The sequence below is a fragment of the Pseudomonas sp. R15(2017) genome (genome assembly GCF_002112685.1).
GTDB classification, from domain to species: domain Bacteria; phylum Pseudomonadota; class Gammaproteobacteria; order Pseudomonadales; family Pseudomonadaceae; genus Aquipseudomonas; species Aquipseudomonas glycinae.
In genome coordinates, this window is the sequence record NZ_NEII01000001.1 from 299,333 (window position 1) to 311,901 (window position 12,569).

Genomic DNA, 12,569 nt, shown 5'->3' on the forward strand with positions numbered 1-12,569 from the left:
CAAAGCATCCGGCCACGGCAGCGTAGGACCCCGCCACCAGGCTCAAAGTGCCTATTAAACCAGTCGTGATTTCGCTGTTTAAGCGTTCCCGTTTCCTACAGATTTATCTCTCATAAGCCGCAATCATCAGCCCGCTTACTTACATACCAGGTTTGTAGGGATTGAACTGTCAATCAAATGGAAGATTACGGCTTATGAAAAAGACATACCGTCTTGCAGTACTGGCGGCGGCGCTGCTGCCAACAATGGCAATGGCAGAAAGCGTTGACCTGAATGTCATCGGCACCATTATTCCGACCTCCTGCATTCCGGCCTTTGCCGGTGGCGGCACGGTGGATCTGCGCAAGATTTCGGCGGCGACGTTGAATACGACCACACAGACCCTGTTGGGCGGTCGCGATGTGTCCCTGCACATCAATTGCGACGCACCGGCCCCCGTGGAAGTGTCGGTGCGTGACAACCGGGCCGGCACCAAGTTGCCCGGCATCAGTGATGGTGCCGGTCAGAGTGATCCGGCACTGTTTTTCGGGCTGGGTGAAATCAACGGTACGCCTATTGGTGGTTTCGCCTTGCGCCATGGCATTCCGGAGACCGACGGCAATGCCCAGACGCTGCTGACCCGGACGCTGGCGGCCCCGGCATGGCGTGTGCCGACCAGCACGCTGGTCAGCAATGCGCCGCAACTGTACTCGTGGGGCGCCAGCGCTGCGACCGGTCCGGTTGCGGCTCGTCATCACGGTTTCCCGATGCAGCTGCTGCCGATCATCGGCCCAAGCAACGCCCTGCCGATTGCCAACGAAATCCCGCTGGACGGCTCCGTGACGTTCGACATGTTCTACCTCTGATGACAGCGTCCCGGTGTCTCTCAGGCACCGGGACCGGCTGGCACACGCGAGCGCGGTCCGGCATTTGTCGGGCCGCATCCAGGATTTCACGGATTATCCCGATGCTCATTTCTTTCAAGTCTGCTCTCAAGACTGCAGCGCTGTGCCTGTTCGCATGGCTTTCAGTGCCGCTGGCCCACGCCGCCGGAATGGTTCCGCAGACGCCGATACTGTTGGTGGAGGAGGGTATGGGTGAAGCGGTCATGAATGTGCGCAATACCGATACGCGCCCCGCATTGCTGCACACCACCGTCGAGAATATCGAGGACAGCGACGATGTACTGCTGGTCTTTACCCCGCCCATCGCTCGTGTCGAACCGGACGGCATTCAGCAAGTGCGATTCATTCTGCAAAGTCAGCAACCGTTGAAGACTGAACGCCTGAAGCGGGTGATCTTCGAGGGGATCCAGCCGACCAGTGACGCCGCCGGAGCGCGGGTCACCCTCGGTGTCCGTCAGAACCTGCCGGTGATTCTGCGCCCCGCCGGATTGCCGGTGGAGCGCGAGCCCTGGAAACGGCTGACCTGGTCAATAGATGCCGCTGGTGTGCAGGTCGTCAATCCGAGCCCCTATGTGGTTCGGCTGGCGAAAACCATTTTGCCTCTGCCGGGCACCCGCTCGGTTAACCTGCCGAAGACCTACATCTTGCCCGGCGAGCGACTGCACGCCGATTTCCCCTTGCACGCCTCGGCTCAGACGATGGCAGTGAGGATTTTTCCGGCCACCACCTACGGCTTTGCGGTCGACCATTACGATGCACCGGTTACCCGCTGATGAAGGTCTGCGTTCGTTGGGGCGTGTTGCTGCTGGCGGTCAACGGCACCGTGCTGGCGGCCGAGTCACTGGAGTTCGACGCTCAAGTGTTGAGGGATCGCGGCATCGACCCAGCGCTGGCGGTGTACTTTCGTGAGGCGCCGCGCTTCGCCCAAGGCGAGCATTCCGTGGCGCTTGAGGTCAACGGACAGGCCAGAGGCCGTGTGCGGGTGTCGTTCAACGAGCGCGGAGAACTGTGCCTGCAACCCCAATGGCTGAATGCTGCCGGAGTACACCCGCCACCCTCGATGGCCAAGTTGCGACCGGAGCAGTGCACGACGTTGGTGGAGGGATTTCCCGAAGCGGTCGCGCATCTGGATCCGGGACGCGAACGGATTGATCTGCTGGTACCGACCGACCGTCTGATGCTGCCGGAACGTGCGCCCAACAACTTCGCTCATGGCGGAATGGCCGGCGTTTTCAACTACGACGCGTTGATGGTCGGCAGTCAGCACGAAGGCCAACACGACAGGTTTCAAAGCCTGGGCTCAGAGGTCGGCGTGAACGCCGGGGATTGGGTATTGCGCAGTCGGCAGTCTTACACGTCGACCTCCGGCAACTCGCGGTTCGAGCACCTGTATGCCTACGGTGCGCGAACCCTGGAAGACGCCGAAGTCAGTCTGCAGGTCGGGCAATTGAATCTCGCGTCGACCTTGTTTGCCGGTGAACCATTCAACGGTGTGCAGATCCTGCCGGAAGCGGCGTTCGCCCAGTTGCGAACGGCGCAGGACGGTGCGCGGGGGCAGGTGGAGGGTGTCGCGTATTCGCCGGCCCGCATCGAAGTCCGGCAGAACGGCGTGATGATCTACACCACCATGGTGCCGAGTGGACCGTTCACGCTGCGAGCGCTGCCATTGCTGAGCAACCAGATTGATCTGGACGTGACCGTCCACGAACAGGATGGCCAGGCGCGCCGCTTGCGCGTGCCGGCGGCCAGTCTCCACGAAGCGCAATGGGCCGGGCCGAGCGGGTTCAACTTCGCGCTGGGCACGGTGCGACGGCTGGGCTCGGACGACCGACAAACGCCTTCTTTCACGGCGTTCAGCAAGGATTGGGATTGGGGGCAGGCCACCCGACTGACCGCCGGTGTGCTCGCGGCAACCGACTACCTGTCGACAGGCTGGGGCCTGCAACGACAATGGGCCGGCGGCTACGCACTGGGCGTGAAGCAGGTGCTGTCCGATGACCGCTCCAGTGGCGCGGGAGGCAGCCAGACGCAGCTGACGCTGAGTGCGCCGCTGTCCGGGCAGCTGTCGACGAGTCTGGTTGCGGTGCGCCAGAGTCGGAATTTTCGCACGCTGTCAGACACCGGCTGGAATCAGGCGCTTCACCGGGCTGAGTCTCCCGGTCGCGATCACCTGGTGTTTTCTCTCACCGGTTCGGTGGATCAATGGGGCGCGTTTGGAGCGACCTGGTCGCGATATTCGACTCAGGGTGAGCCGTCGCAGTCGCGTCTAGGCCTGTCCTGGTCGCGTACGTTGCCTGAGCGCATCAGCCTGTCGTTGAACCTGGAACGTGCCATCGGCGACACGGCATCTGATCGCCTGGGCAACTCCGCTTACCTGACGCTGGGAATGGCGCTGGGTGGCCAGCGAAGACTGCGCGGCTATTTGCGCCGTGATGATCGATCCGGCGTGCGCCGGGGCGTGGCTGTCAGCGATGTACTGAGTGAAAACCTGGCCTACAACGCCAACGCCGAATACCGCGATGAGACGGCGGCCGGTTACGGAGTACGTTTCACTGCGCTGCCGCGCTACACCAGCCTGGACGTTGGCGTCGGCCAGCGATCCGGCGCGACCGATTACGACGTGGGGCTGCGCGGTGGTGTGGCATTGCATCGCGATGGCGCAACGTTGTCGCCCTATCCCCTGCGCGACACTTTCGGCGTACTCAAGGCCGGTGATCGATCGGGCGTGAAACTGAACACGCCTCAAGGGCCGGTCTGGACCGATGGCTCGGGCCACGCAGTCGCGGCGAGCCTGCCGGCCTGGTCGACGGCACGGCTGGAAGTCGACCCGCTCAGCCTGTCGCGCAACGTTGAAGTGCTCGACGGAGTGAAGGAAGTGCAGCCCGCCCGTGGTTCGGTGCAGCATCTGGACTTCTCGCTCGTCACTGTCCGGCGATTGTTGCTGAATGCGATGACCGTCGACCGGCAATGGCTGGCCAAGGGACTGAGCGTTCACGATGAACAGGGGCGCTACCTGACGACGGTCCAGGACGCCGGAACGATTTTTCTGCCCGACGCAAAAGCGGGTCAGCGCCTGCATGTGCAGCTCCCTGACAACACGCGGTGCGTATTGCGTTTCCCGCTTCCCGAATCCCCTGAAGACAGCGCGCTCATCGAGCGGGTCGATGCCACCTGCGCTCCGGCCGAGCTGTCCTGAACGAGTGCATCTGATGAAATTTCTGCCGGTTTGGATCGTGTTGCCGTGTCTGGTATTTCAACAGGCGTTCAGCGCCGAGACGTGTCAGTCGAGTCTGTCGCCCACGAGCGTGAACCTGGGTAGCGCAACGCGCGCCGACCTGCTGCAACGCAAGGCGCTTGATGGTCGGGGCCCGGGCTTTGGTTTGCGCAGCGTGCACTTGCGGGTGCACTGTCCCGACGTGCGCTTGATGCGCTGGGCATTTGTCGCGCCCCCCGCCGATCCGCAACGTTTCCGTTGGGCGGCGGGCACGTTGCAACTGCGTATCGTGGCTGCTCGTGTCGACGGTGCGGCGGTGCACTGGCGCCTGGACAGCGGCCAACCGGTCGAAGGTGATTTTCTGCGACCGGGCATCCACGTTGTTCCATGGCGGGCGGACGCCGGTATCCAGGGCAGTCTGCTGGAAGTGGAGCTGGAGCTGGATGCGCGGGTCGATGACGCCTCAAGCCGCCCCGTCGATCCGGTGCGGTTTGAAGGTCAGGGCGCCTTTATGGTGGATTAATCGGCCTCGGCCAACAGCTTGATCGCCGCCGCGCCGACCTTGCGCACCGCTTCTTCGATCAGTGCTGTGGGTTTGGCCGCGTAGTTCATGCGCAGGCAATTGCGGTATTTGCCCGAGGCGGAAAAGATGCTGCCGACGGCAATCTGTACGCCCTGATCGTGCAGCGCACGATTCAGTTTCAGCGTATCGAAACCTTCCGGCAGTTCGACCCAGAGCATGAAGCTGCCCTGCGGGCGGCTGGCGCGGGTGCCGGCCGGGAAATAACGGGTCACCCAATCGATCATCACGTCGCGATTGCGCTGGTATTGCGTGCGCATCCGCCGCAAATGCGGTTCGAAGTGCCCGGCCTTGAGAAATTCGGCGATGGCGATCTGCGGTTGCGGTGCCGTGGAGCCAGTGCTGATGTATTTCATGTGCAGCACCCGCTCGAGATAGCGGCCGGGCGCGACCCAGCCAATGCGCAGGCCCGGCGCCAGGGTCTTGGAGAACGAACTGCACAGCAGCACACGGCCGTCTTCGTCGAAGGATTTGATCGTGCGCGGACGTGGGTAGGTGTAGGCCAGTTCGCCATACACATCGTCCTCGATGATCGCCACGTCGAAGCGCTGGGCCAGGTTGAGCAGGGCGCGCTTGCGCGACTCCGGCATGATGTAGCCAAGCGGGTTGTTGCAGTTGGGGGTGAGCTGGATGACCTTGATCGGCCATTGCTCCAGCGCCAGTTCCAGCGCTTCAAGGCTGATCCCGGTGAGCGGATCGGTGGGGATTTCCAGGGCTTTCATGCCCAGCCCCTTGAGGGTCTGCATGGCGCCGTGAAAGCTTGGCGAGTCCACCGCGACGATGTCGCCGGGCTCGCAGATCGCGTGGATGCTGGTGGACAGGGCTTCGTGGCAACCGGTGGTGACCACCAGATCGCTGGCACTCAACTGGCAGCCGGAATCAAGCATCAGCCGGGCGATCTGTTCGCGCAGTTCGAGGGTGCCGTGGATATTGTCGTAATACAGACCGGGCATGTCCTGACGGCGGCTGATACGGGCCAGCCCACGCAGCAGCGGTTTCATCGTGGGTGACGAGATGTCCGGCATGCCGCGACCGAGCTGCACCACGTCCTTGCGCGGCACGGCGCGAATCAGTTCCAGCACCTGATCCCACTGGGAAATTTCCACCGGCCGCTGCGCCGGACGCCCCACCGCCGGCAGTTCCGGCAACTCGCGACCGACCGGCACGAAGTACCCGGACTTGGGTTTCGGCGTGGCCAGGCCGCTGTCTTCCAGCATCCGATAGGCCTGCTGCACCGTGCTCAGGCTGACCCCGTGTTCGACGCTCAGGGCACGCACTGACGGCAGTCGGTCACCTGGGCGGTAGAAGCCTTGTTCGATGCGGGTGCCGAGCAGTTCGGCGAGATTCACATAGAGCGTCATGACACTGCCTCGATGCAGATGATTCGTTAAACCAGTACAGATGCGGCGTAAATCGACAATTCAGTCGCAGAGACAGCAAATCTGTATGGAAATAATACAGATGTGTTGAATCTGTAATGCTTTTGCTCGCCCGCGCATCATGGAATCTCTGGCTACCCAAGTAAACAGGAGCAGCGAAAATGAGCGGCTTGAGCGATGTGCGGCTGACATTACACAGTCAGGAACTGGAGGCAGGGCAACAGGACAATGCGCGCAACGAGAGCATGTGCAACGCACCGTCCGGCCTGAGTCGCTGGGACCTGTTCTGGCATCGTCTGCATACGCGCAAGGCGTTGCTGCGACTGACGCCGGAACAGCTCAAGGACATCGGGCTAACCCGCGAGCAGGCGCTGGAGGAGGGGGTGAAGCCGTTCTGGCGGATTTAGAGGGATCGTTCCCACGCTCTGCGTGGGAACGCCGCCCCGGACGCTCCGCGTCCGCTGTGACGCAGAGCGTCACTGGATGCATTCCCACGCAGAGCGTGGGAACGATCTCAGACCAACTCTTTAAGGCGATGCCACAACATCCCCAACGCCAACAGCGGCGAGCGCAGATGCTTGCCGCCGGGGAAGGTGATGTGTGGCACCTTGGCGAACAGGTCGAAGCCGCCGCTGTGCTGGCCGCTGATGGCTTCGGCCAACAGCTTGCCTGCCAGGTGTGTGGCATTCACGCCGTGGCCGGAATAGGCCTGGGCGTAATACACGTTCGGCTGATCGGCGAGCCGGCCAATCTGCGGCAGACGGTTGGCACCGATGCCGATCATCCCGCCCCACTGATAATCGATCTTCGCTGACGCGAGCTGCGGGAACACTTCAAGCATCTTCGGCCGCATGTACGCGCCGATGTCCTTCGGATCGCGCCCCGAGTAATGGCAGGCGCCGCCGAACAGCAGGCGACGGTCGGCCGAGAGCCTGTAGTAATCGAGCGCCACCCGCTGATCGCAGACCGCCATGTTCTGTGGCAGCAGGGCGTGGGCCTGTTCTTCGCTCAGCGGTTCGGTGGCGATGATGTAGCTGCCGGCCGGCAGTACCTTGCCGCTGAGTTGCGGATTCAGATTGTTGAGATAGGCATTGCAGCCCAGCACCAGGGTCTTCGCCCGCACCGAACCTTGCGCTGTATGCACCCGGACTTCCGGGCCGTAGTCGATGCGAGTGACCGCCGATTGCTCGAACAGCTTCACCCCGAGTCGTTGGGCCGCTGCGGCTTCGCCGAGTGCCAGGTTCAGTGGGTGCAGGTGCCCTGAGCCCATATCGATCAGACCGCCGACATAGCGTTTGGAGCCGACTACGGTGTGCATCTCGTTCGCTTGCAGCAGGCGGGTTTCGTAGCTGTAACCGAGGCTGCGCAGCTCTTCGGCGTCTTCGGCAAAACCTTCAAGGTCGGAAGGTTTGTTGGCGAGGTCGCAGTAACCCCAGGTCAGGTCGCAGGGGATCTGAAATTTCTCGACGCGCTGGCGGACGATTTCCACCGCTTCCAGGCCCATGAGCTTCATCTGACGCACGCCGTCGGTGCCGATCACGTTGGAGAACTGATCGAGGCCGTGACCGACCCCGCGAATCAGTTGCCCGCCGTTGCGACCGCTGGCGCCCCAGCCGATCCGGTGCGCTTCCAGCAACACCACGCTCAAGCCGCGCTCCGCCAGCTCCAGCGCGGTGTTCAGCCCGGAGAAACCGCCGCCGACCACGCACACGTCGGCGATCAGTTCACCTTGCAGCACCGGATGGTCGGGTTGCGGCAGGCTGCTGGCGGCGTAGTAAGAGGCAACGTGGGGTTGGCTCGCGGAGGCGTGGGCGCGGGCATTCATGGGCGTCATCCTGAGCGGGTGTCGAGAAAATTTGACGGAGCATAAGCCGCAGGCACGAGGACGGGCAACATTGGTCGGCCCGTGGTGTCTGGATCACGGCTTTTGCGGCACAATTGCCGCCTATTTCGCTCCGGTTACCGCTGCAATGAGCTGCAACAGTCAGAAAATCCGCACCCTGCGTCAGCAGATTCCCACGTTCGAATGCGTGCCGGGCTGCCATGACTGCTGCGGGCCGGTGACCACCTCACCCGAAGAAATGTCCCGCCTGCCGCGCAAGACCCGCGCCGAGCAGGACGCGGCCATGGAAGAACTCAACTGTGTGCATCTGGGGCCAAATGGCTGCACGGTGTATGACGAGCGGCCGCTGATCTGCCGGTTGTTCGGCACTACCCAAACCTTGCCGTGCCCCAACGGCCGGCGCCCGGTGGAGCTGATTCATCCACGGGTCGAGAAGCAGGTGTTCGAGTACATGGCCGAAAACCGGCAGGTGCTGGTCTGAGCTCAGTCCGGAATCGGCAGGCTCAGGCTCTCTTTCACTTCTTCCATCACGATGTAGCTCTTGGATTCGCGCACGTGCGGCAGCTTGAGCAGGATGTCGCCCAGCAGCTTGCGGTACGAGGCCATCTCGGAAATCCGCGCCTTCACCAGATAGTCGAAATCCCCTGAAACCAGATGGCATTCCAGCACATGGGGCAATTTCAGCACCGCGCGTCGGAACTCTTCGAAAGTATCGCCGGATTTGTAGTCGAGGCTGATCTCGACGAACACCAGCAGACTACCCTTCAAATGCTGGGGATTGAGGCGGGCGTTGTAGCCCATGATGATCCCCTCGCGCTCCAGGCGCCGCACCCGCTCGGTACACGGCGTGGTGGAGAGTCCGACCTTTTCGCCTAGTTCGGTGAATGAAATCCGTCCGTCCGCCTGCAGGATCCGCAAGATGTTGCGGTCGATCTTGTCCAGCTCACGTTTGGTCTGAGTGTTGGTACGCATAGGGGATGCGCCTCCGTGAAAAGGGTTTTTGCCGAGAATTGTCGCCAAATATAGGCGCTTATACAGTGAAAAGCACTGGCAAATCTTTTTTACACTGCGCGCATCATTGCTCTGACAACACACATGCGCGGCACGCCGCGATGAGGGATACAAAAATGCGCGTTATGGTCTTGGGTAGCGGCGTCATCGGTACCGCCAGTGCTTACTATCTGGCCCGTGCCGGGTTTGAAGTGGTGGTGGTCGACCGGCAGCCCGCCGCGGCCATGGAGACCAGTTTCGCCAACGCCGGCCAGGTCTCGCCGGGCTACGCCTCGCCGTGGGCTGCGCCGGGCGTACCCCTCAAAGCCATCAAGTGGCTGCTGCAACGCCACGCGCCGCTGGCAATCAAGGCCACCGCCGACATCGACCAGTACCTGTGGATGGCGCAGATGCTGCGCAACTGCACCGCCAACCGTTACGCGGTGAACAAGGAGCGCATGGTGCGCCTGTCCGAGTACAGCCGCGACTGCCTCGACGAATTGCGCGCCGAGACCGGCATCGCCTACGAGGGCCGCAGCCTTGGCACCACGCAGTTGTTCCGCACCCAGGCACAACTGGATAACGCCGCCAAGGACATCGCCGTACTGAAAGAATCCGGCGTGCCGTTCGAAGTGCTCGACCGCGCCGGCATTGCCCGCGTCGAACCGGCGCTGGCCGGTGTCACCGACATCCTTGCCGGTGCCCTGCGCCTGCCAAACGACCAGACCGGCGACTGCCAGATCTTCACCACCCGCCTCGCTGAAATGGCCACCAAACTCGGTGTGGAATTCCGTTTCGGTCAAGACATCCAGCGCCTCGACTTCGCCGGTGACCGCATCAACGGCGTGTGGATCGACGGCAAGCTGGAAACCGCTGACCGCTACGTGCTGGCCCTCGGCAGCTACTCCCCGCAGCTGCTCAAGCCGCTGGGCATCAAGGCCCCGGTGTATCCGTTGAAGGGCTACTCGCTGACCGTGCCGATCACCAACCCGGCGATGGCTCCGACTTCGACCATTCTTGACGAGACCTACAAGGTTGCGATCACCCGTTTCGACAACCGCATCCGCGTTGGCGGCATGGCGGAGATCGCCGGTTTTGATCTGTCGCTGAACCCGCGTCGGCGCGAAACCCTGGAGATGATCGTCAACGACCTTTATCCTCAGGGCGGCAATCTGGCCGAAGCGAGTTTCTGGACTGGCCTGCGTCCAACTACCCCGGATGGCACGCCGATCGTCGGCGCCACCCCGTTCAAGAACCTGTTCCTGAACACCGGTCACGGCACCCTCGGCTGGACCATGGCGTGCGGCTCCGGTCGCTTGCTGGCTGACCTGATGGCGAAGAAAAAGCCGCAGATCAGCGCCGAAGGCCTCGATATTTCCCGTTATGGCAACACCACCCAGGAGTCCGCAAAGCATGGCAATCCAGCGCCAGCTCACCAATGAGCGCATGAGTCAGATCGTCAGCCACAACGGTACGGTGTATCTGTCCGGGCAGGTCGGCGATGACTTCAACGCCGGTGTCGAACAGCAGACCCGCGACGTCCTCGCCAACATCGAGCGTTTGCTTGATCTGGCCGGTACCGACAAACAGCACCTGCTGTCGGCGACGATCTACCTGAACGACATCGAGGCGCACTTTGCCGGCATGAATTCGGTGTGGGATCAATGGCTGCCCAAAGGCGCCGCCCCGGCCCGTGCCACGGTTGAAGCGAAGATGGCCAAGCCGAGCATCCTGGTCGAAATCTCCATCGTCGCCGCGTTGCCGTAACCCGTTGTAAAGATCCCTCTCCCGGTGCTGTTGGCGGTTCACGCCGTCAGCCAGCGCCGGTTTTTATTCCCATGACCGCCAAGAAGTCTGCTGCCATGCGTCCTGCCCGTGCCCTGATCGACCTTCAAGCCCTGCGTCACAACTACCGTATCGCCCGTGAAGTCACCGGTGCCAAGGCACTGGCGGTGATCAAGGCCGATGCCTACGGCCATGGCGCAGTGCGTTGCGCCCAGGCGCTGGAGGCTGAAGCGGACGGCTTCGCGGTGGCATGCATCGAAGAAGCCCTGGAGCTGCGTGCCGCCGGGATTCTTGCGCCGGTGCTGTTGCTCGAAGGCTTTTTCGAGGCCGATGAGCTGGCGCTGATCGTCGAGCACGACTTCTGGTGCGTGGTGCATTCGCTGTGGCAGCTCGAAGCGATCGAGCAGGCGACGTTGAGCAAACCGATCACCGTGTGGCTGAAGCTCGATTCGGGCATGCACCGGGTCGGCCTGCATCCGAAGGATTACCCAGCGGCTTACCAGCGTTTGCTGGCCAGCGGCAAAGTGGCGAAAGTCGTGCTGATGAGTCACTTCGCCCGGGCCGATGAGTTGCACGAGCAGAGCAGCGCCGATCAGGTTGCAGTGTTCGAAGCTGCGCGTCAGGGCCTGGCGGCCGAAGTCAGCCTGCGCAATTCGCCGGCGGTGCTGGGCTGGCCGCAGATTCACAGCGACTGGGTGCGCCCGGGCATCATGCTGTACGGCGCCACCCCGTTCGAAGAAGCCAACGCTGTGGCCGAGCGCCTGCAACCGGTGATGACCCTGGAGTCGAAAGTCATCAGCGTGCGCGAACTGCCGCCTGGCGAACCGGTGGGTTACGGTGCGAAATTCATCACCGACAAACCGATGCGCATCGGCGTGGTTGCCATGGGTTATGCCGACGGTTACCCGCGTCAGGCACCGACCGGCACCCCGGTGCTGGTGGCCGGCCAGCGCAGCCGCATTCTTGGCCGGGTGTCGATGGACATGCTGTGCATCGACCTGACCGACGTGCCGCAAGCTGGCCTCGGTTCGACCGTCGAGTTGTGGGGCAAGAATATCCTCGCCAGCGACGTGGCGAAGTGGGCGGACACCATTCCGTACCAGATCTTCTGCAACCTGCGACGGGTGCCAAGGCTCTATTCCGAGGGTTGAAGCGCAAGCGGGGCCCAAGTGTTGTAAATACTGAACGCTGTCGCCATGATAACGCTCAATATTTCTACAACATCAGGAGGCTCCAGCCTTGGACGTCGGTGAACGACTGCAATCGATCCGCAAGCTCAAAGGGCTTTCCCAGCGTGAACTCGCCAAGCGCGCGGGCGTCACCAACAGCACCATTTCGATGATCGAAAAGAACAGCGTCAGCCCTTCGATCAGTTCGCTGAGGAAAGTTCTTGGCGGGATTCCCATGTCCATGGTCGAGTTCTTTTCCGAAGAGATCCTGCAGGAAAAACCGACCCAGATCGTCTACAAGGCCAACGAGCTGATCGACATTTCCGACGGCGCCGTGACCATGAAACTGGTCGGCCGCGCGCACCCGAGCCGGGCCATCGCGTTCCTCAATGAAATCTACCCGCCGGGCGCGGATACCGGCGAGGAAATGCTCACCCACGAAGGCGAGGAAACCGGGATTCTGGTGGAAGGGCGCCTGGAGCTGGTGGTGGGCCTTGAAACTTTTATCCTCGAAGCCGGCGACAGCTACTACTTTGAAAGTACCAAGCCGCATCGTTTCCGTAATCCGTTCGATGCACCGGCGCGACTAATCAGCGCAGCCACGCCGGCGAATTTTTAAACAAAGAGGCGCCAGGCCATACCGGCGAAGGCACCCGAAACGTTTTTCCACAGCGCGATATAACCCCTTCGACTTTGGGGTTGTTTCAGTGAAGCGGGCTAACCGC

Annotated in this window: 13 protein-coding genes; 10 read left to right on the plus strand and 3 right to left on the minus strand. The window is 62.2% G+C overall.

The features are described from left to right. Window positions 1-194 precede the first annotated feature (194 nt). From CAF77_RS01385 to CAF77_RS01400, 4 genes are all read left to right on the plus strand, one after another. Window positions 195-845, plus strand: a complete 651-nt coding sequence (locus CAF77_RS01385) for a DUF1120 domain-containing protein (RefSeq protein ID WP_064379354.1) — start codon at window positions 195-197, stop codon at window positions 843-845. Window positions 846-946: 101 nt separating this feature from the next. Continuing rightward, window positions 947-1,657, plus strand: a complete 711-nt coding sequence (locus CAF77_RS01390) for a fimbria/pilus chaperone family protein (RefSeq protein WP_064379355.1) — start codon at window positions 947-949, stop codon at window positions 1,655-1,657. Continuing rightward, a complete protein-coding gene (locus tag CAF77_RS01395; protein ID WP_064379357.1) occupies window positions 1,657-4,080 on the plus strand; it encodes a fimbria/pilus outer membrane usher protein in 2,424 nt (807 codons plus the stop codon). Before CAF77_RS01390 ends, CAF77_RS01395 begins: the two co-directional genes overlap by 1 nt. Window positions 4,081-4,093: 13 nt before the next feature. Further along, a complete protein-coding gene (locus CAF77_RS01400; protein ID WP_064379359.1) occupies window positions 4,094-4,621 on the plus strand; it encodes a hypothetical protein in 528 nt (175 codons plus the stop codon). On the opposite strand, the gene CAF77_RS01405 is transcribed toward CAF77_RS01400, so the two are convergent. Next, entirely contained in the window at window positions 4,618-6,039 is a 1,422-nt protein-coding gene (locus tag CAF77_RS01405; protein WP_039765236.1) for a PLP-dependent aminotransferase family protein, read from the minus strand. The genes CAF77_RS01400 and CAF77_RS01405 overlap by 4 nt on opposite strands. 179 nt (window positions 6,040-6,218) lie before the next feature. Here CAF77_RS01405 and CAF77_RS01410 point away from each other — a divergent pair, with 179 nt between their 5' ends. Beyond that, window positions 6,219-6,464 carry a DUF1127 domain-containing protein gene (locus tag CAF77_RS01410; RefSeq protein WP_064379361.1) on the plus strand — a complete coding sequence of 82 codons (246 nt, stop codon included), beginning with the start codon at window positions 6,219-6,221 and terminating at the stop codon, window positions 6,462-6,464. A gap of 107 nt (window positions 6,465-6,571) precedes the next feature. Here CAF77_RS01410 and CAF77_RS01415 read toward each other — a convergent pair whose 3' ends face one another. Beyond that, window positions 6,572-7,882 carry an FAD-binding oxidoreductase gene (locus CAF77_RS01415; RefSeq protein ID WP_064379363.1) on the minus strand — a complete coding sequence of 437 codons (1,311 nt, stop codon included), beginning with the start codon at window positions 7,880-7,882 and terminating at the stop codon, window positions 6,572-6,574. Window positions 7,883-8,027: 145 nt separating this feature from the next. Between CAF77_RS01415 and CAF77_RS01420 the strand changes: the two genes are divergently transcribed. After that, window positions 8,028-8,381, plus strand: coding sequence for a YkgJ family cysteine cluster protein (locus tag CAF77_RS01420; protein ID WP_007954485.1), 354 nt, complete (start codon window positions 8,028-8,030; stop codon window positions 8,379-8,381). Window positions 8,382-8,383: 2 nt separating this feature from the next. Here the strand turns inward: CAF77_RS01420 and CAF77_RS01425 are convergent, their stop codons facing one another. Further along, window positions 8,384-8,872 (minus strand): Lrp/AsnC ligand binding domain-containing protein, encoded by a 489-nt coding sequence (locus CAF77_RS01425; RefSeq protein WP_003177284.1) that lies wholly within the window; start codon window positions 8,870-8,872, stop codon window positions 8,384-8,386. Window positions 8,873-9,027: 155 nt separating this feature from the next. Between CAF77_RS01425 and dadA the strand changes: the two genes are divergently transcribed. From dadA to CAF77_RS01445, 4 genes are all read left to right on the plus strand, one after another. Next, window positions 9,028-10,332, plus strand: a complete 1,305-nt coding sequence (gene dadA, locus CAF77_RS01430) for a D-amino acid dehydrogenase (protein WP_007954487.1) — start codon at window positions 9,028-9,030, stop codon at window positions 10,330-10,332. Then, the gene (locus CAF77_RS01435) at window positions 10,304-10,657 is read left to right on the plus strand and encodes a RidA family protein (protein ID WP_039765240.1); all 354 of its coding nucleotides are present in this window, start codon (window positions 10,304-10,306) and stop codon (window positions 10,655-10,657) included. The genes dadA and CAF77_RS01435 overlap by 29 nt, the downstream gene beginning before the upstream one ends. A gap of 95 nt (window positions 10,658-10,752) precedes the next feature. Next, window positions 10,753-11,826, plus strand: a complete 1,074-nt coding sequence (gene alr, locus CAF77_RS01440) for an alanine racemase (RefSeq protein WP_064379367.1) — start codon at window positions 10,753-10,755, stop codon at window positions 11,824-11,826. 88 nt (window positions 11,827-11,914) lie between these two features. Beyond that, a complete protein-coding gene (locus CAF77_RS01445; RefSeq protein ID WP_003229444.1) occupies window positions 11,915-12,463 on the plus strand; it encodes a cupin domain-containing protein in 549 nt (182 codons plus the stop codon). Window positions 12,464-12,569: the final 106 nt, after the last annotated feature.